An 18,523-nucleotide genomic window follows, 5' to 3' on the forward strand; every position below is an offset into this window, starting at 1 on the left:
CTAATCCGGTGGCCCGGCTCGGTGATGCCGGGAGAGGATCTTGAGATGACCTGGATCGCACCTGAAGTCGAGCGACCCGAGGGATCGCTCGTCGCGCCCGAGCAGGAGTTGCTCGCCGGCTACCTGAACTTCTACCGGACCACGCTGCTGTACAAATGCGCCGGGCTGACCGCCGAGCAACTGGCCTCGCGGCCGTCGCCGCCGTCCAACCTCTCGCTGCTCGGACTGATCCGGCACCTGACCAAGGTGGAGCGGATCTGGTTCCGCATCCACTTCGCCACCGTCGACCCGGCCGAGCCGGTCTTCGATCTCGCGCTGGGCAAGGATGCGGACTTCGAACTCATCGACGCCGGCCGCGCCCAGGCGGAGTACGAGGCCCTGATCGACGAATGGGCGCTGTCGGACAAGGCCGCCGAGGGGCACTCCTTCGACGAGCAGTTCACCTTCCGCGACGAGATCTCCTCGCTACGGATGGTCTACATCCACCTGATCGGCGAATACGCCCGTCACTGCGGCCACGCCGACTTCCTCCGCGAGCACCTCGACGGCGTCACCGGCGCCTAAGACCCCCGGGTAGCGCCGCTGTGACGCTACGGATGGGGCGGCGTGATCGGCGTGTGACACGTGTGACTCGAGTGGTAGGCGGGGTAGCCTGCTAGACATGGCGACCCGCACGTCTTCCTCGGCGCGGGCGCGGAAGTCCGCCGCCAGCAGCCCCGCATCGGGCCGTTCGGCAGCTGGCGGTCGCTCCCGTCCGACAGCCGCCCAGAAGCGTGGGCAGAGCACGAAGCGCAGTGGTTCCACCACTGCGCGGACGGCTGTGCCCAAATCCAGCAGCGCCGGCCCGTTCGCGGCCGCGATGCTCGCCCTCGCCAGGGGGCTGGTCAAGGTCTGGATCGGGATCGCCCACCTGATCGGCAGTATGGTCCGCGGCATCGGGCACGGCGCCCGCGACCTCGACCCGGCACACCGCCGCGACGGCGGGGGACTCACTCTGATCGGTCTGGCGCTCGTAGTGGCCGCCGCGATCTGGTGGGACATGCCAGGCGCAGTCGGCAAGGGCATCCGGGTAGCAGTCGGCGGCAGCGTCGGCATGCTCGGCTGGGCCGTACCGCTGATGCTCCTGTTCATCGCTCTGCGCACGATGCGCCACCCGGACCGCAACGGCCCGGCCGGACGCCAGGTGATCGGCTGGACCGCGGTCTCCCTCGGAGTACTGGGTCTGGTCCACATCGCCAACGGCCTGCCGCGTCCCGGCAACCCGGCTGACGGCAGGCTGCAGGACGCCGGGGGAGCGATCGGCTACGTCGTCTCCTCGCTCCTGTCCGACCTGCTCACGCCGTACGTCGCAGCCCCGCTGCTCGTGCTGCTGTCGATCTTCGGTGCCCTGGTGGTCACCGGTACTCCGGTCTACGCGATCCCGCTGCGGGTGCGCGCCGCGTTCGACGTACTGCTCGGTCGTACCGAGCTCCCGGCCGACGCGCCGTCCGTGACCGCCGCTGCTGACGACACCGTGCGGCTGTCGCGCAAGGAGCGGCGCGCGAAGGCCGAGCTGGACGACGACGGCGAGCCGACCATCAAGCCGTACGACTCGCCGGTGCTCGAAGGCCGCGAGATCGACAAGCGCGGCCGCAAGAAGGCTGCCGTCGAGCCCGAAGAAGACCCGTACGACGTCGACGCGGACGCCGCGGCGGCAGCTGCTGCCGGCGCTCCGCCGATCTACGGAGCGGTCGCCGGTGCGATGAAGGGCGGTTCCAAGAAGGAGCCGGAGCCGGAATCGGCCCCCGAACCGCCGCCCCACACGCCGCTGCCGCAGCGAGTGGAACAGCTCAGCCTGTCCGGCGACATCACCTACACGCTGCCCGACGGCCAGATGCTCAAGCCGGGTTCGGTGCACAAAGCCCGCACCAAGGCGTCGGACGCGGTGGTCGGCAAGCTCACCGAGGTGTTCGACCAGTTCGGCATCGATGCCCAGGTCACCGGCTACACCCGTGGCCCGACGGTCACCCGGTACGAGGTGGAGCTCGGCTCCGCGGTCAAGGTCGAGAAGGTCACCGCGCTGTCGAAGAACATCGCGTACGCCGTAGCCTCGGCCGACGTCCGGATCCTCTCGCCGATCCCCGGCAAGTCCGCGATCGGCATCGAGATCCCGAACACCGACAAGGAGATCGTCAGCCTCGGCGACGTGATCCGCTCGGCGAACGCGCGCAACGATCACCACCCGATGGTGGCCGGCCTCGGCAAGGACGTCGAGGGCGGCTTCGTGGTCGCGAACATGGCGAAGATGCCGCACCTGCTGGTCGCCGGTGCGACCGGATCGGGCAAGTCGGTGTTCGTCAACTCGCTCATCACCTCGGTCCTGATGCGGTCCACGCCGGACGAGGTGCGGATGATCCTGGTCGACCCCAAGCGGGTCGAGCTGAACAGCTACGAGGGCATCCCGCACCTGATCACGCCGATCATCACCAACGCCAAGAAGGCGGCCGAGGCGCTGCAGTGGGTCGTCCGCGAGATGGACATGCGCTACGACGACCTGGCGGCCTTCGGGTTCCGGCACGTCGACGACTTCAACAAGGCGGTGCGTGGCGGCAAGGTCAAGGTGCCGCCGGGCAGCGAGCGGGTGCTCACGCCGTACCCGTACCTGCTGGTGATCGTCGACGAGCTGGCCGACCTGATGATGGTCGCGCCGCGCGACGTGGAGGACTCGATCGTCCGGATCACGCAGCTGGCCCGCGCCGCCGGTATCCACCTGGTGCTGGCCACGCAGCGGCCGTCGGTCGACGTCGTCACCGGTCTGATCAAGGCCAACGTGCCGTCCCGGCTGGCCTTCGCGACCTCGTCGCTGGCCGACAGCCGGGTCATCCTGGACCAGCCCGGCGCGGAGAAGCTGGTCGGCCAGGGTGACGGCCTGTTCCTGCCGATGGGTGCGAGCAAGCCGATGCGGATCCAGGGCGCCTGGGTCACCGAGAACGAGATCCATGCGGTGGTCGAGCACTGCAAGGCGCAGCTGCAGCCGACGTACCGCGAGGACGTCACCGTGGCGCCGGGCCCGAGCAAGGACCTGGACGACGAGATCGGCGACGACCTCGACCTGGTGGTCCAGGCGGCCGAGCTGATCGTGTCCACCCAGTTCGGCTCGACGTCGATGCTGCAACGTAAGCTCCGGGTCGGTTTCGCCAAGGCGGGCCGGCTGATGGACATCCTGGAAAGCCGGGGTGTGGTCGGGCCGAGCGAGGGTTCCAAGGCCCGTGACGTACTGGTGAAACCAGACGACCTAGAGGACTTCGTCGCCACATTGCGAGGAGAGTGACCCGTGACCGCCCATACCGCGATGCCCCGGTCTGAGCAGCACGCTGTCGACATCGATCCCGTCAGCCACGAGTTCAGCGTGCGTGCCTCCCAAAAGGTGCACGGAGCCCTGGCGGTCGGCGCCGGCCTGGTAGCGATCGGCTTCGCGACGTCCGCGTCGACGAGCCCGACCGGTGTCCTGCGCTGGATCGCCGCGGCCGGTTTCGCCGTGCTCGCGGTGATCTGCGCGCGGGCGCTGACCGTCGGCTCGATGCTGGTCGCCGACGAGGTCGGGATCCGGCTGCGGATCCGCAACGAGTGGATCGGCACCCGGTGGGAGGAGATCGAGGAGGTCACCGTGCTCAAACGGCGGCATCTGCTCGACGACGGCCGGATCGCGGTGCACCTGTTCGACCCCGGACCGGTGCTCAGCGAGATGCCGGCCGCGACTCGCAAGGTCACCGATGCCAACCGTCGCCTGACTGGCACCTCACTCGCGGTACCGTTCGGGTTGACGGCCAAGCCGTCCAACGGGGAAGTAGTACAGGCTCTACACATGCTGGCGGACACCAGATGTCCGGTCAGGGAACAACTCTGAGCCATGCGTGACCCCGTCGAGCTCAGGCCGTTGACTGTTGTGATGTCGGCGGATCGGGCAGCCAACTTGTAGACGGTGGAGAGAGGTGGTGGCGTGAGCATCGGCAGCGAGCTCACGGCAGCCCGCGAACGGGCTGACATGACGATCGAGCAGCTGAGTGCGTCGACCCGGATCAGATCCGGGCTGCTCACCGCCATGGAGGCCGACGACTTCACCCGCTGCGGCGGCAACTTCTACGCCCGCGGCCACATTCGGTCGATCGCGCGCGTGGTCAAGGCCGACCCCGAAGCCCTGCTGGCGAAGTTCGACGAGACGCACCCGGCCCCGCAACCGGACCGAGTACGCCGCGAGGAGCGGGCGAACTCCAAGCGCCCGACCCTGCACCCGGCCCGCCCGCGCTGGGCGGTCGTCCTGGGCGCGATCCTGGTCGGCCTGATGGGCTGGGGCATGGTCCGCCTGTTCACCCTCCCCAGCGATGTCGAGGCCAACGCCTCGAAGAGCACCCCGACGGTCGCCGTCACCACCCCGGCCCCCAAACCGACGGCCAAGCCGCCCGTGAAGCCCACCACCCCGGTGAAGCCCACGACGCCGGCCGCCCCCCTCCGCACCAAACTCACCCTCACCGCCCGCGGCGACGGCTCCTACGTCACCATCCGCAACTCCAAGGGCATCAGACTCTTCCAGGGCGTCCTGGGCCCCGGCTCCACCCAAACCATCAAGTACTCCGGCGAAATCAGAGTCACCCTCGAAAACGGCAGCAACATCACCGTCTTCATCAACGACACCAAAGCCACCCCACCCGCCAAACGCTTCACAATCCTCCCCACCGGCAAAATAGCCACCCCCGAGGACTAGCAGCCCTGGGCGCCACCCCGACGGACTCCTCACCGGCGCTACCCACCAAGCACTGTCCCGGAGAACCACTCCGGGCTCTGTCCGGCAGGACGACTCCGGGCTCTGTCCCGGAGAACCACCCCGGGTTCCGTCCCGCAGGACTACCCCGGGTTCCGTCCCGGAGAGCCACCCCAGGGCTCCGTCCCGCAGGACCACCCGGGCACTATCTCCCCGGGCACCAGCCCGCCGAGGGACAGCCCCCGTGCGCAAGCCCCGTGGGCACTATCCCCAGCACACGTTGCCGCCTCAGCAACCGCCGCTGGCGCGCTCGCCTTCGCCCTGCAGACCACCACGGCTGCAGTCGCCCAGGTCTGCAAGCGCACCAATCACCAGCAACTGACCACCGCGCCCGCCCCGCCTCCCGGCCCGGACCTCCTTCGCCCCACCGACGAAGCCATCCACGACAGCCTGCGAACCAGACCCACCAGGGTCTGCCTGCACCATCCGCAACTGGTGGGTCGCGCGGGATGCACCGCCTGCCGGTGCTCCTGGGCGCCACGTCCGTGGGCGCTGCGCGGTCACCAGCCGCCGGGCGTTGCGTGCCAGGCGCTAGCCGCCGCGTACGCGAACAAGCTGACCGCCGTACCGCGGTGCTCAGTCACGGCCGGGCCGGGATGGCCGCCTCCGCCCGGTGCCGGGATAGCCACCTCACTCGGGGCAGGGATGGCCGTCTCCGCCGGGGTGCCGGGATGGCCACCTCGCTCGGGTGCCTCCGCCGGGTGCTGGGATGCCGCCTCCGGACGGCGGTTGCCGCGTTCCTCGTCTGTGGGGCCGTGCGGTTTGCAGTCGGAGTTGGTGCGAGGGGTGGCGAATAGGTGGGCATTTAGGTGTTCGAGGGCTGGGAAAGGGGGCTGTTTGGGGCTGGGGTGGCTTGTTGCTTTGCTGGGTGCTGGACGGTGGTGGTGTGCCGCCTGCTGGTTGTTGTGGGGGAGAGTCGCGTTCTGGTGGGTTGTGGTGGAGCGTCAGCTCCGGGTGGGTTGGGTGGTGGTTGATTTCGAGGGGCGTTGGGGGAGGGGTCATACTCGTGGGTGATGACTACGACTCCCACCACCGTCGCCCTGGTCACGCTGGGCTGTGCTCGCAACGACGTTGACTCCGAGGAACTGGCCGGCCGGCTCGAGGCTGGAGGTTTCCGGCTCGTCGACGACGCCGCTGAGGCGGACACCGTGGTGGTCAACACCTGCGGATTCGTCGAAGCTGCCAAGAAGGACTCGGTCGACACCCTGCTGGCCGCCTCCGACTATAAGGAGTCCGGCCGCACTCAGGCAGTCGTGGCCGTCGGCTGTCTGGCAGAGCGCTACGGCGAGCAGTTGGCCGAGGCGCTCCCGGAGACCGATGCCGTGCTCGGCTTCGACGACTACGCGGACATCTCCGAGAAGCTCCGCTCGATCCTCGCCGGCACCAAGCACGAGTCGCATGTCCCGCGCGACCGTCGCAAGCTTCTGCCGCTCGCTCCCGCCGACCGCGCCAACGCCCACGGCGTCTCCCTGCCCGGTCACGGCGATGCCTCCTCGGATTCCACTGCCGAGCAGGGCCTGAAGGGACGCACCGTCAAGGCGTCCGAGCTCACCATCGACGCTCCCGACCTCGCCTCAGCACCCGCCAGCGGCCCTCGCATCGTCCGTCGCCGGCTGGACGGCGGCCCGATGGCTCCGTTGAAGCTGGCATCGGGTTGCGACCGTCGGTGCGCGTTCTGCGCGATCCCGGCCTTCCGCGGCGCGTTCGTGTCCCGCCGCCCGACGGAGGTGCTCGGCGAGGCGCACTGGCTCGCCGAGAACGGCGTCCGCGAGGTCTTCCTGGTCTCGGAGAACTCCACCTCGTACGGCAAGGACCTGGGCGACCTGCGCCTGCTCGAGACGCTCGTCGCGGAGATCGCCGAGGTGCCGGGCCTGACCCGTGTGCGCGTCTCGTACCTGCAGCCCGCCGAGATGCGCCCCACTCTCATCACGGCGATGGCGTCGACTCCCGGCGTCGTCCCGTACTTCGACCTCTCGTTCCAGCACGCATCGGGCCCGCTCCTGCGCCGGATGCGCCGCTTCGGGGACTCCGAGCGTTTCCTCGAGCTGATCGAACAGGTTCGCGCGCAGGCGCCGACGGCCGGCATCCGGAGCAACGTGATCGTCGGCTTCCCGGGCGAGACCGAGGAGGACGTGGACATTCTCTGCGACTTCCTTTCCCGCGCCGGCCTCGACGCGATCGGGGTGTTCGGCTACTCGGACGAGGACGGCACCGAGGCCGAGACGTATGACGGCAAGCTGGACGAGGACACCATCGCGGCCCGCCTCGACCGCGTCACCCGGCTCGCCGAGGACCTGACGTCGACCCGCGCCGAGGCCCGGATCGGCGAGACGGTCGAGATCCTGATCGAGTCGATCGACGGCGACACCGCCGAAGGGCGCGCCGCCCACCAGGGCCCCGAGGTCGACGGTTCGACCACGCTGACCGATCTCCCGGCGGAGCTCGCCATCGGTGATCTGGTCATCGCCGAGGTCGTCGGCAGCGAAGGGGTTGACCTGATCGCCGCATTCGCCGCGCAGGTGCGCACCCGAGAGGGCGTTCCGGCAGCTAATCTGACCGCGTGACGATCCCGCCGACGAACCCGGTGCCGCGCGCCGCCGCCGGTCCGCTCAGCGCGCCCAGCGCCTGGAACGCGGCGAACGCGCTGACCGTACTGCGGCTCGTCCTGGTGCCGTTGTTCGTCTGGCTGCTGCTCCGCGAAGCCGGAGGCAGCGACGGCAACCGGCTGCTCGCCACCGCCGCCTTCGTGGTCGCGATCGTCACCGATCGTTTCGACGGCGACATCGCGCGCCGCTGGAACATGGTTACCAACTTCGGCAAGATCGCCGACCCGATCGCCGACAAGGCACTCACCGGGGCGGCGTTCATCGGCCTTTCGATCCTGGGGGACCTGCCCTGGTGGGTCACCGTTGTCGTGATGGTCCGCGAGTGGGGTGTCACCGGGCTCCGCTTCTGGGTGATCCGGCACGGCGTGATGCCGGCCAGCCGTGGCGGCAAGCTCAAGACGGTCCTGCAGGCGATCGCCCTCGGCCTCTACCTCCTTCCCTGGCACTCGGTCGCCGTCCTGCACTGGACCGCGATCGTTTTCATGGGCGCCGCCGTCATCGTCACCATCGTCACCGGCCTGGACTACGTAGGCCGGGCGCTCCGCCTCCGCGCCGCCGCGAAACGCCCCCTTCCATGACCTCGGGCCACGCTCCGGCAAGCCCCGAATCCAGCATCCCCAAGGCCCTCCCCGAGCCCATCCCTGACGCCGCCCCAGCGGCTGTCATCGAGGCCACCGCCGGCACCGGTGACGAAGAGGCTCGGGAGGTGTTGCTGGGGCTGGTTGCGCGGTTGAAGGCGCGCGGGGAGACGCTGGCGACGGCGGAGTCCCTGACAGGCGGTCTGGTGGGCGCGGCATTGACCGACGTGCCCGGCGTCTCAGCCGTCTATCGAGGCGGCGTCGTCGTCTACGCAACCGACCTGAAGGCCACTCTGGCCGGCGTGCCGGCGGACCTCCTGGCCGATGTGGGCCCGGTTCATCCCGACACGGCCGTTGCCCTCGCCACGGGTGTCCGAGAGCGGCTCGGGGCCACTTACGGGCTTGCCACGACTGGTGTGGCCGGTCCGGACCCTCAGGCCGGTATCGAGGTCGGCACCGTCTATGTCGCAGCTGCCGGACCGGGCGCGGTACGCGTCCGCAAGCTGGCCTTGAAAGGTGACCGGGCGGAGGTCCGGCAGGGGAGTGTGCGGGCCGTCTTGGCACTGGCTGCCGAGTTGGTAGCGGAAGAACTGGCTTGATCGGGGTGTTGAGACCACCATGGGAACAGGTAGGGCAGACTGGCACGGCGCACCGAAGCTGGACATTGCGAGGAGTAGTGACCCGGCAACGGGTACCGTTGGTCTCCACGGTCGAGCTACGGTGCGAGTAGGTTCGGTCCGACAGGCGGAAGGGAGAAACCTCATGGTGCTGGTTCGTGGCCTCCTGGGCGACGTCCTGCGGCGCAAGCGGCTGCGCCAGGGGCGCACTCTGCGCGAGGTGTCCGCCGATGCTCGGGTCAGCCTCGGCTACCTGTCCGAGGTCGAGCGGGGTCAGAAGGAAGCGTCGAGCGAGCTGCTCGCGGCCATCTGCATGGCGCTGGAAGTGCCGCTGTCGACGGTCTTCGCCGAGGTGAGCGAGGATCTGGCCCGTGAAGAGGCCCTGGTGATGGCTCATTCGGTGATCGAGCCCGAGGTCGTTGCTTCCGCCGCCTGATACCGGCAGCCCGCGGACGGTCATCGTCCGCTCTCCAACCATGGGGTTCTGGTCGGCCAGACCAGCTGCAGCGTTTCGACCGGTGGGTCGCCCGGCCGCCTGAACAGGGTGTTCGCCGTGTAGAGATGTGCTGTCGAGTCCGGCAACCGCAGCAGCCGCGGCAGGAGAAGGTCGCGGAGATCGTCTCCCTCGTCGAACCGTCGCCCGCTGAGCACCGCCTCCGCGAGTGGCTGGAGCTCGTGCGCGACGAACTCCGGATGGCAGTTGAAGGTGATGAACTCCGGATGCCCGTGCAGGCTCAGGCCGAGCGTGTAGGCATAGGCCGGATTCCGCCCGCTGTCTCCCTCGATGAACTGGACCGTCCAGCCGTGGCGCTGGATGTTGGTCAGCAGCTGCCGCTCGTACTCGGGGTTCGTGATGCCGCCGCAGATGTCGCACATGACCGTCTCCTCTCGGACTCGAACAAATGTTCGACTCGTCAGGGAAGGTATCCGTCTTTCCGCCGGAACGGCGGTTCATCCACAGGCAGATTTCAGTGCTCGGGCTGGCAGGTGGGACACCAGTAGCTGACGCGCTCCCTGGGCGGCTCGCCGATCGGGGCCGTCCGGATCGTTGTCCGGCACCGCCGGCACGGCTTGCCGGGCCGCTCGAAGACGTATGAGCGCTGCCCAGGCCGGTCGACCCCGGTCGTCACCTGAGCGGCATGCCGGAGATTCGCCTTCATCAACCGGCGACTGAGGTCGACCGCGCCGCCCAGGTCCACTGACGACACCGGCCGCCACGGATGAAGGCCGAGCAGGAAGCAGACCTCGCTCCGGTAGAAGTTTCCGATCCCGGCCAGGTTCCGCTGATCCAGCAATGCCTCGCTGATCGTCCGCTCCGGTTCGGCGGCGAGGTTGGCCAGCGCCAAGTCCCGATCGAAGGCTGGTGACAGCAGATCCGGGCCGAGGTGGCCGACCACGCTGTCTTCGGCGGAGGTCGCGACCAGGTCCAGCACCGGCAGCCGATACCCGATCGCCACCCAGTTGCCGGTCGTCAGCACAGCCCGCACCTGATGATCGGGACCGCCTTTCCACAGCTCGCCCGGCCGGTACAGATGCCAACTGCCGTCCATCCGGAAGTGACTGTGGATCGTCACGGCACTCGAGAGCCGCATCAGCAGATGCTTGCCCTTCGCAACGACCTCGAGCACCCTTTGCCCGCTGAGGTCGGTGGTCGCCAGGGTCGGCACGCGGAAGTCCGTCTGGGTCAGCTCCTGCCCACCCAGCGCTTGATCGAGCCTCTTACAAGCTCGCCAGACGGTATCTCCTTCAGGCATGGCTCAGGCCCGGAGCCGCAGCCCACGCGGTGTCGCATGGAACCCGGCCTTCGCCAGCGCATCCCCGAACGCCGTGTGCCGCACCTGCTCGCCATCGGCGGTCTCCACGCTGAGCTTGCCCAGATGACCGTCCCTGATCGCCAGCGCGAGCGCATCCACGGCCGGTTGCAGCAACTCCGGATCCTCGGTGAAGCTCAACACAGTCCGCCCGCCACGCTCGACGTACACGATCAGCCGCCCATCCACGAGCATCACGAGCGCCCCGGCCTTCCGCCCCGGGCGATGTCCGCCGGCGTTCTCCCGCTCTGGCCAGGGAAGGGCGGCACCATACGGATTGGCCGGATCAGAGGCCGCCAGTACTACGGCACGCGCCGCCAGCTCCTCTTTGCTCCGGCTGCTCGACCCGGACCCGCTCGTCGGCAACTCGGCCATCGCTCGCAGCCGATCGACCGCACCCGGCAAAGCGAACTGCGCAGCCCCGAGCCCAGCCACGAAGTACCCGCGCCGGCATCGCCCGGACTCCTCGAAAGCGCTCAGCACCTTGTAGACCGCCGCGAACCCACCTGGCGTCCGCTCGGTGATCACCGAGCCACGCGTGACGATCCCGTAGCGATCCAGCAGCGTCTCCGCTGCCGCGTGGGCGCGTCGGGTCGCGTCCTCGTTGCGTTCCGGCAGCAACGACCATCGTCCGCCGGCTGTCGGTGGACCACTTCGCGCGGGCATCGCGGGCCGCCCTGGCCTCAGGGCCCGCCCGGGCCGTGCGCGCGGCGTAGTGCGGCGGGTCCGATGGGTGCCGCGACCGCCGCTGACCAGGGATCTGACGGGAGCCAAGGTGTCGTTGGTCAGATGTCCGGCCCAGACGAGATCCCACAGAATGCCGACGAGGGTCTCGTCGTCGACCACTCCTGCGGTGGCACCGACGACATCGCTCAGTTGCCGGAAGAAGAACGCGCCGCCGCCCGACAACGCGTCGAGCACGGCTTGATGAGTTTCGCCGAGCTCGAAGGATGGATCCGGATCGGGCATGGTGAGATCGCAGTTGTCCGCCAGGTGCAGCGAAACCCAGCCATCCGTGCCTGGCAGCGAACCGGACCCGGCCCACACCACTTCACCGGTCGCCGTCAGCTCGTCCAGCATCGACGGTTGATAGCCGGGCACTCGCGACGGCAACACGATCGACTCGAGCGCCGACGCGGGAACAGCACACCCCGCCAATTGTTCCACCGCGCCCAGCAGTACGTCGTATCCGCGTCCGCGGCTGCTCGTGATGCCCTGCCAGGCGGGCAGGAAGCGCGCGAGCGCGGATGGATCGACGGGCTCGACCTCTTTGCGCAGCGCGGCGAGTGAGCGGCGGCGGAGCAGGCGCAGGATCTCGCTGTCGCACCACTCCATCGCGATCCCGCCCGGCAGGAACTCGCCCTCGACCACCCGCCCGGCCGCGGCCAGCCGGCGCAGCGCATCGGTGATCACCGCCACGCCGGTGCCGAGGTGAGTCGCCAGATCGATCGCCCGGAAGGGACCATGGGTTCGCGCATAGCGCGACACCAGATCGCCCAGCGGATCCGCGACCGGCTCGGCATGCGCCTCGGCGATGCCGGGCGGCAGCGGGACGCCGAGCGCGTCACGCAACCGCGCTACGTCCTCGACCACGGCCCATCGGTGCTCACCCGCGATCCGTACGCGGACCACTCGGCGGGCCGCGGCCAGCTCGGTCAGCCAGGCTTCGGCATCCGAGCCGTCCACGCAACGTTGTGATGCCTCGGACAACGACAGTGCGCCGATCAGGCGTAGTACGTCGAAGAGCCCTTCGCCGTCGCGAGCGCGCCGATCCTCGGCGAGGCGTTGCAGCTCGGCCTCGGTGCGTAGCACGACCTCGGCGTCGAGGAGTTCGCGCAGCTCGGTGCGGCCGAGGAGCTCGGCCAGCAGGCCTTGGTCGAGCGCCAGCGCCGCCGCGCGCTTCTCGGCGAGTGGGGTGTCACCCTCATACATGAAGGCGCCCACGTAGCCGAACAGCAGCGACTTCGCGAAGGGCGAGGCCTCGGTGGTCTCCACCTCGACGACGGAGATCCGGCGCTCCCCGATGCCGGTCAGCAGATCCTTCAGCGCTGTCAGGTCGTAGACGTCCTGCAGCACCTCGCGCAGCGTCTCCAGCACGATCGGGAACGAGCCGTACTTGCTGGCCACGCTCAACAACTGCGCCGACTTCTGCCGCTGCTGCCACAGCGGTGATCGCTTGCCCGGGTTGCGCCGGGGGAGCAGCAACGCCCGCGCCGCGCACTCCCGGAAGCGCGAGGCGAACAGCGCCGACCCGCCGACCTCAGCGGTGACCAGATCCTCGATCTCCGCCGGATCGAACAACACCAGATCGGCACCTGGCGGCGGCTCGTCCGTCTCCGGCAGCCGCAGCACGATGCCGTCGTCACCTGAGACCGACTGCGCATCCATGCCGTACCGCTCGCGCAGCCGGGCGGCGATCGCCAGCGCCCACGGGCCGTGCACCTGCCCGCCGTGCGGGGAGTGGATGCAGACTCGCCAGTCGCCCAACTCGTCGCGGAAGCGCTCGACCAGGATCGTGATGTCGTCCGGCACCCGCCCGGTCGCTGCGCGCTGCTCACCGAGATACGCGACCAGGTTGTTCGCGGCGTACTCGTCGAGGCCGGCGTCCCGCGCCCGCTTGATCGCCTTCGCCGGCGGCAGCGCGGCCATCGTCCGGACGAAAGCACCGGTCGCCGCTCCCAGCTCCGCCGGACGGCCGACCGCGTCGCCCTTCCAGAACGGCAGCCGCCCCGGCTGGCCGGGCGCGGGGGAGACGAGCACCCGGTCGTGGGTGATGTCCTCGATCCGCCAGCTCGACGCGCCCAGCGTGAAGACGTCGCCGACCCGCGACTCGTAGACCATCTCCTCGTCCAGCTCGCCGACGCGGTGATTCGTGGTCTCGCCGACCAGGAAGACGCCGAACAGGCCGCGGTCCGGAATCGTGCCACCGCTGGTCACCGCGAGCCGTTGCGCACCGGGCCGGCCGGAGATCTCACCGCTGACCCGGTCGAACACGATCCGTGGCCGCAACTCGGCGAACTCGTCCGACGGATACCGCCCGGACAACATGTCCAGTACGCCGTCGTACGCCGACCGCGGCAAAGTCGCGAACGGGGCACACCGGCGTACGAGTGCGTAGAGCTCGTCCACGTCGATCGTGTCGAGGGCGACGATCGAGACGATCTGCTGGGCGAGCACATCGAGCGGGTTCGACGGGATGTGCAGGCTCTCGATCAGCCCGTCGCGCATCCGCTGGACCACGACGGCCGTGTCGACCAGGTCCCCACGGAACTTCGGGAACAGCACTCCACGCGAGACCGCGCCGACCTGGTGACCCGCGCGGCCGACCCGCTGCAGACCGCTCGCGACCGACGGCGGCGCCTCGACCTGGATGACCAGATCGACCGCTCCCATGTCGATGCCGAGCTCGAGGCTGCTGGTCGCCACGACACAAGGCAGCCGGCCCGACTTCAGGTCAGTCTCGATCAGGGCCCGCTGCTCCTTGCTGACCGACCCGTGGTGGGCCCGCGCGATCAGCGGGGGAGCGGCCAGCGACGCGCCCGACTGAGCCATCAGCTGGGCCGGCGAACCGGCCTCCGGCAGCTCGAGCTCGGCCCGCTCGGCGGCGATCTCGTTGAGCCGGGCGGTCAGCCGCTCGGCCAGCCGCCGGGAGTTCGAGAAGACGATCGTGGACCGGTGCGCCGAGATCAGGTCGAAGACGTGCTCCTCGACGTGCGGCCAGATCGACGCATGCCGGGGCGGCCCGGCGGCCGGCCCGGACGTCTCGATCTCGGTGTTCGCCAGCTCGGCCATGTCCTCGACCGGCACGACGACGCTCAGGTCCCACTGTTTGGTGAACTTCGGCTGGACGACCTTCACTGGTCGCTCGCCACCGAGGAATCGCGCGACCTCCTCGACCGGCCGCACCGTCGCGGACAGGCCGATCCGCTGGGCGGGCTTGGGCAGCAGCGCGTCGAGCCGCTCGAGTGTGAGGGCGAGATGCGCACCGCGCTTGGTGCCGGCGACCGCGTGCACCTCGTCGATGATGATCGTCTCCACGCCCCGTAGCGACTCCCGGGCCTGCGAAGTGAGCAGCAGGAACAGCGACTCTGGGGTGGTGATCAGTACGTCGGCAGGCTTCGTCGCGAACCGTCTGCGCTCGTTGGCGGGGGTGTCGCCCGAGCGGACCGCGACCTCGACATCGATCGGTGCCTCGCCCAGCCGTCGTGCGGTTTCCCGGATCCCGATCAGAGGCGCTCGCAGGTTGCGCTCGACGTCGACCGCCAGCGCCTTCATCGGCGACACGTAGAGCACCCGGCAGCGCAGCTTCGGGTCGTCCGGTGGTGGCGTCGTGGCCAGCCGGTCGAGCGCCCAGAGGAAGGCCGCCAGCGTCTTGCCCGAACCCGTCGGGGCGACCACCAGCGCGTCCCGGCCCGCTGTGATCGCGTCCCACGCCTCGAGCTGGGCCGGGGTGGCCGCTTCGAAGACGTCGCCGAACCACGCCCGGGTCGCGGGCGAGAAGAGGCTGAACGCGCTGGCTTTCTGCACGTCCCCCATCTTGCCCGGCCGCTCCGACAGTTTCCGGCCGGACCTTCCCGGCGGGCATTTTGTCTCCGGCTTCTGGAATGATCGGCGGCATGAAGAACCGCGTGCGCACCGCGCTCGTCATCATGGCCTGCCTGGTCGGTCTGACCGGCTGCGTGAAGTTCGATGGCGACCTCAAGGTGAATTCCAACGAGACCGTCACCGGCACGCTGAAGTTCGGCGTCGACAAGCAACTGATGACCAGCAGCGGCCAGTCGCTCGACGAGATCCGCCAGGAGATCGAGAAGGCGATCAAGCAGACCGCCACCGACGGTGTCACCTGTAAGGCCTTCGAGGACGACAAGTACGTCGGCGAGGACTGCTCGTTCGACGGCGTGCCGTTCAGCGACATGGGCAGCTCGACCGGGCAAGGCGTCAGCGTCCGCAAGGACGGCGACAAGTTCGTCGTCACCGTCAACCAGCCGAACCTGGGCACCTCGACGGCTGGCACGACACCGGTGGTGGACTTCAAGATCACCATGCCCGGCAAGATCATCGATCACGATTCAGGCGCCAAGATCAGCGGCCGCACTGCGACATACGACAGCCTCGACAAACTGGGCAAGGTGTCACTGACGTCGGAGGGCGGCGGTAGCTTCCCGGCCTGGGCACTGATCCTGGTCATCGTGCTCCTACTGCTCGGTGGGGGTGCCGTGGCTTTCTTCGTACTGCGCAGTCGCAAGGCCAAGGCGCAGCAATACGGCCAATACGGGCAGTACCCGGGGCAGCCGCAGCAAGGTCAGTGGGGTCCCCAGTACGGCGGCCAGCAGGGTGTGCCTGGTCAGTACGGTCCGCCGCAGGGCCAGCCCGGTGGGTACGGGCAGCCTGGTCAGCACGGCCAGGGTCCGTATGGCCAGCCAGGGCAGCCGCCGCAGCAATACGGCCAACCTGGTCCGGGGCAGTACCCTGGGCAGCCGCAGCCTCCGCAGCAGGGTCAGCCCGGCCAGTGGGGGCCGCAACAGCCGCCGCAAGGTCCGCCTCAGCAGGGCCAGGGTGGTTGGGGTCAGCCGCCTCAGGGACCACCCGCTCAGGGCCAGCCTCCGCACGGACAACCCCCACAGGGACAGCCTCCGCAGCAGGGTGGCTGGGGTCAGCCGCCTCAGCAGGGCGGACAGCAAGGCGGTTGGAACAGGCCGCCGGACAACGATGGGCAGTAATGAGACTGACGGAGTTCTGGGTCCGGATGGACAGCCATCTGGGCCCTGCCTACTCGCGAACGTGGGCCGAGACCCAGGCGCTGAGTGAGCTCGGCGGCCGCACGGTCGACGAGTCCCTGGCCGACGGCGAAGCCGCCAAGGACGTCTGGCGCGCCGTCTGGGCGCACCTGCAACTCCCAGCCAGCGAGCGCTAGGCGGCGTACTGGTGCTCGCCGGCGCGCCTGAAGTGCCGGCTGTCAGTTGCCGGCGAGGGCGCGTTCTGGTTCGGGATCGGCTGACGCCTCGGCGGGGGACGGGTCGCGCTTCTGGGCGAGTTTGCTCGGCCACCACAGATGCCGGCCGATGTCGAGGTTGAGCGCCGTGACCAGGACCGACCGGACGACGATGGTGTCCAGCAGGACGCCCAGGGCAACCGCGATGCCGATCTCGGCGAACGCGACCACCGGCATCGTCGCCAGTACCGCGAACGTGCCCGCCAGCACCAGGCCGGCCGACGTGATCACCCCACCGGTCGCCGCGACGCCGATCAGTGCCCCGCGCCGGGTCCCGTGCACCTTCGACTCCTCATGCACCCTGGTCATCAGGAAGATGTTGTAGTCGATGCCCAGGGCAACAAGGAAGACGAAGACGAACAGGGGTAGCGAACTGTCCGCGCCGTCGAACCCCAGCAGGTGATGGAACACCAGCGAGCTGATCCCGAGCGCAGCCCCGAAGGACAGCACGACGGTGGCCACCAACAGCACCGGCGCGAGTAGTGCCCGCAGTAGCAGCGCGAGGATGATCAGCACCACCGCGAGTACGACCGGGATGATCACCTTGTTGTCGTGGTTCGACGCCCGCTGCGTGTCCAGCACGATCGCGGCGCCACCGCCGGCCAATGCGTCGGCCCCGGCAACGGCATGGACGGCTGCTCGCGCCCGGTCGACAGTGTCCTTCGCTGCTTGAGTGTCGACGGCGTCAGTCATCGTGCCCTCGATGTAGGCGAGCCCGCCCGCTGTCTGCGGCTCGGCGACCGAGGCGATGCCCTGTACCGACGACAGCGCAGTACGGATCTCTGTGGCGTGGTCTGCTTTGCCTACGACGACCAGTGGATTGCCTGCGCCGGCTGGGAAGTGCGCTGCCACGACTTTCTCGCCGACTACGGAATCCGGCGTACCGGTGAAGGACTCCTCGTTCGACAGCCCATTGGCGTCGAGTGTGAGCATCCCGAGCGCTGCAGCGCCAAGCAAGACAGTGGTGGTGACCCAAGTGAGTCTGGGCCGTACTGCGATCCGTCGCCCGATCCGGCCCCACACGCTCGTCTCCGTGTGGTCGTCGGACCCGTATGTCGGCCGCAGCGGCCAGAACACCCAACGGCCGCACACCACCAGCAAGGCGGGCAGCAGCGTCAGCATGGCGAGCAGCGCGACCATGATGCCGACTGCGGCCACAGGACCTAGCCCGCGGGTCGAGTTCATCGAAGCAAGCAGGAGGCACAGCATGCCGGCCACCACTGTCGAGCCGGACGCGAAGATGGCCGGGCCAGATCGATGGAGAGCGACGGCCATCGCCTCATGCCGGTCCTGATGCCGGCGGAGCTCTTCTCGATAGCGTGCCACCAGGAGCAGGGCATAGTCGGTCCCTGCGCCGAAGACGAGCACTGTGAGGATGCCTGCGCTCTGGGCGTTCACAGTGAGGTCTGCCTTGGTCGCCAGCAGGTACACAACGGCCTGTGCGGCGAACAGCGCGATACCTGCTGAGATCAGAGGCAGCAGCCACAGCACTGGGCTGCGGTAGGTGAGCAGCAGGATGATGATCACGACAGCGGCCGCGGAGTAGAGCAGCTTGCCGTCTATGCCCGCGAACGCCTCCTGCGAGTCGGCAGCGAAGCCGCCAGGCCCGGTGAGATGGAACGACAGCCCATCAGGTCGCTCAGCGGCGACTCTGCGGATGTCATCCGCTCTGGCGCCGATAGTTTCCCAGCCACCGGAGCCCGCGTTGATCGGTACCAGGATCTGGAGTGCTTTGCCGTCCTCCGAGGGAATCGGCCCGATCACCTCGCGATCGACGTCCGGCAACTTCCCGTACTCCGCTGCGTGGCCGGCGACGGCTTGCTTGTCGGCCTCGGTCACTCCACCAGCCCGCTCGTAGACCAGTACGGCGGGGATCTCGTCCGGTGAGGAGAACTGAGCCGTTGCCTTCAGTACTTCGGTGGACTCCGCGTTGCCGGGCAGCCAGGACACCGCGTCGTTGTCCTGGGCGCCGGTCAGCTTGCCGGCCGGACTGAAACACACGGCGACCGCGATGATCCACAGCCCGAGCACGATCCACTTCGACACCTTGCCGCACGGCAATGCCGCCAGCCGCCCTGTTCCAGCCATCGGTAACACCCCCAAGTCCAGACTCGTGGCCGA

13 protein-coding genes and 1 pseudogene are annotated in these 18,523 nt (G+C 68.9%); 10 read left to right on the forward strand and 4 right to left on the reverse strand.

The genetic code is table 11. The annotated features are described in order from the left end of the window. The first annotated feature begins 45 nt into the window (after nt 1-45). The 8 genes and pseudogenes from G3I17_RS36355 to G3I17_RS36390 form a co-directional block, all read left to right on the forward strand. The gene (locus tag G3I17_RS36355) at nt 46-564 is read left to right on the forward strand and encodes a DinB family protein (protein ID WP_164603359.1); all 519 of its coding nucleotides are present in this window, start codon (nt 46-48) and stop codon (nt 562-564) included. Nucleotides 565-661: 97 nt separating this feature from the next. Then, entirely contained in the window at nt 662-3,310 is a 2,649-nt protein-coding gene (locus tag G3I17_RS36360; RefSeq protein WP_203591253.1) for a DNA translocase FtsK, read from the forward strand. 3 nt (nt 3,311-3,313) lie between these two features. Further along, a complete protein-coding gene (locus G3I17_RS36365) occupies nt 3,314-3,886 on the forward strand; it encodes a hypothetical protein (protein WP_164603361.1) in 573 nt (190 codons plus the stop codon). Nucleotides 3,887-3,979: 93 nt separating this feature from the next. After that, on the forward strand, nt 3,980-4,741 hold the full coding sequence (locus tag G3I17_RS36370; RefSeq protein WP_203591254.1) for a RodZ domain-containing protein: 762 nt from the start codon (nt 3,980-3,982) through the stop codon (nt 4,739-4,741). Nucleotides 4,742-5,811: 1,070 nt separating this feature from the next. Further along, nucleotides 5,812-7,362 carry a 30S ribosomal protein S12 methylthiotransferase RimO gene (rimO, locus tag G3I17_RS36375; protein WP_164603371.1) on the forward strand — a complete coding sequence of 517 codons (1,551 nt, stop codon included), beginning with the start codon at nt 5,812-5,814 and terminating at the stop codon, nt 7,360-7,362. Next, nucleotides 7,359-7,982: a CDP-diacylglycerol--glycerol-3-phosphate 3-phosphatidyltransferase gene (pgsA, locus tag G3I17_RS36380; protein WP_164603373.1), complete on the forward strand. Its 624-nt coding sequence runs from the start codon at nt 7,359-7,361 to the stop codon at nt 7,980-7,982. The genes rimO and pgsA overlap by 4 nt, the downstream gene beginning before the upstream one ends. Beyond that, nucleotides 7,979-8,581 carry a CinA family protein gene (locus G3I17_RS36385; RefSeq protein ID WP_203591255.1) on the forward strand — a complete coding sequence of 201 codons (603 nt, stop codon included), beginning with the start codon at nt 7,979-7,981 and terminating at the stop codon, nt 8,579-8,581. Before pgsA ends, G3I17_RS36385 begins: the two co-directional genes overlap by 4 nt. A gap of 163 nt (nt 8,582-8,744) precedes the next feature. Beyond that, a pseudogene (locus G3I17_RS36390) lies at nt 8,745-8,969 on the forward strand (helix-turn-helix transcriptional regulator); the annotation flags it as partial. 86 nt (nt 8,970-9,055) lie between these two features. Here the strand turns inward: G3I17_RS36390 and G3I17_RS36395 are convergent. From G3I17_RS36395 to G3I17_RS36405, 3 genes are all read right to left on the reverse strand, one after another. Beyond that, nucleotides 9,056-9,475 carry a DUF4262 domain-containing protein gene (locus tag G3I17_RS36395; protein ID WP_164603377.1) on the reverse strand — a complete coding sequence of 140 codons (420 nt, stop codon included), beginning with the start codon at nt 9,473-9,475 and terminating at the stop codon, nt 9,056-9,058. Between the two features lie 92 nt (nt 9,476-9,567). Continuing rightward, nucleotides 9,568-10,353, reverse strand: a complete 786-nt coding sequence (locus G3I17_RS36400) for an Fpg/Nei family DNA glycosylase (RefSeq protein ID WP_164603379.1) — start codon at nt 10,351-10,353, stop codon at nt 9,568-9,570. Nucleotides 10,354-10,356: 3 nt separating this feature from the next. After that, nucleotides 10,357-14,946 (reverse strand): ATP-dependent helicase, encoded by a 4,590-nt coding sequence (locus G3I17_RS36405; protein WP_164603381.1) that lies wholly within the window; start codon nt 14,944-14,946, stop codon nt 10,357-10,359. An 80-nt stretch (nt 14,947-15,026) separates the two neighbouring features. On the opposite strand from G3I17_RS36405, the gene G3I17_RS36410 reads away from it, so the two are divergent. Both G3I17_RS36410 and G3I17_RS36415 read left to right on the forward strand, forming a co-directional pair. Then, nucleotides 15,027-16,130, forward strand: a complete 1,104-nt coding sequence (locus G3I17_RS36410; protein WP_164603383.1) for a hypothetical protein — start codon at nt 15,027-15,029, stop codon at nt 16,128-16,130. Continuing rightward, entirely contained in the window at nt 16,130-16,324 is a 195-nt protein-coding gene (locus G3I17_RS36415) for a DUF3046 domain-containing protein (RefSeq protein WP_164603385.1), read from the forward strand. The genes G3I17_RS36410 and G3I17_RS36415 overlap by 1 nt, the downstream gene beginning before the upstream one ends. A 42-nt stretch (nt 16,325-16,366) precedes the next feature. Here G3I17_RS36415 and G3I17_RS36420 read toward each other — a convergent pair whose 3' ends face one another. Further along, nucleotides 16,367-18,490, reverse strand: coding sequence for an MMPL family transporter (locus tag G3I17_RS36420; RefSeq protein ID WP_164603387.1), 2,124 nt, complete (start codon nt 18,488-18,490; stop codon nt 16,367-16,369). Nucleotides 18,491-18,523: the final 33 nt, after the last annotated feature.

Source organism: Streptomyces sp. SID13031 (genome assembly GCF_010548305.1).
Lineage (GTDB): Bacteria > Actinomycetota > Actinomycetes > Propionibacteriales > Kribbellaceae > Kribbella.

Bases quoted from the DNA above. Each gene is read 5' to 3' on its own strand.
- G3I17_RS36355 (WP_164603359.1), top strand. From the start codon at position 46: ATGACCTGGATCGCACCTGAAGTCGAGCGACCCGAGGGATCGCTCGTC.
- G3I17_RS36360 (WP_203591253.1), top strand. From the start codon at position 662: ATGGCGACCCGCACGTCTTCCTCGGCGCGGGCGCGGAAGTCCGCCGCC.
- rimO (WP_164603371.1), top strand. From the start codon at position 5,812: ATGACTACGACTCCCACCACCGTCGCCCTGGTCACGCTGGGCTGTGCT.
- G3I17_RS36385 (WP_203591255.1), top strand. From the start codon at position 7,979: ATGACCTCGGGCCACGCTCCGGCAAGCCCCGAATCCAGCATCCCCAAG.
- G3I17_RS36395 (WP_164603377.1), bottom strand. From the start codon at position 9,475: ATGTGCGACATCTGCGGCGGCATCACGAACCCCGAGTACGAGCGGCAG.
- G3I17_RS36400 (WP_164603379.1), bottom strand. From the start codon at position 10,353: ATGCCTGAAGGAGATACCGTCTGGCGAGCTTGTAAGAGGCTCGATCAA.
- G3I17_RS36405 (WP_164603381.1), bottom strand. From the start codon at position 14,946: ATGGGGGACGTGCAGAAAGCCAGCGCGTTCAGCCTCTTCTCGCCCGCG.
- G3I17_RS36410 (WP_164603383.1), top strand. From the start codon at position 15,027: ATGAAGAACCGCGTGCGCACCGCGCTCGTCATCATGGCCTGCCTGGTC.
- G3I17_RS36415 (WP_164603385.1), top strand. From the start codon at position 16,130: ATGAGACTGACGGAGTTCTGGGTCCGGATGGACAGCCATCTGGGCCCT.
- G3I17_RS36420 (WP_164603387.1), bottom strand. From the start codon at position 18,490: ATGGCTGGAACAGGGCGGCTGGCGGCATTGCCGTGCGGCAAGGTGTCG.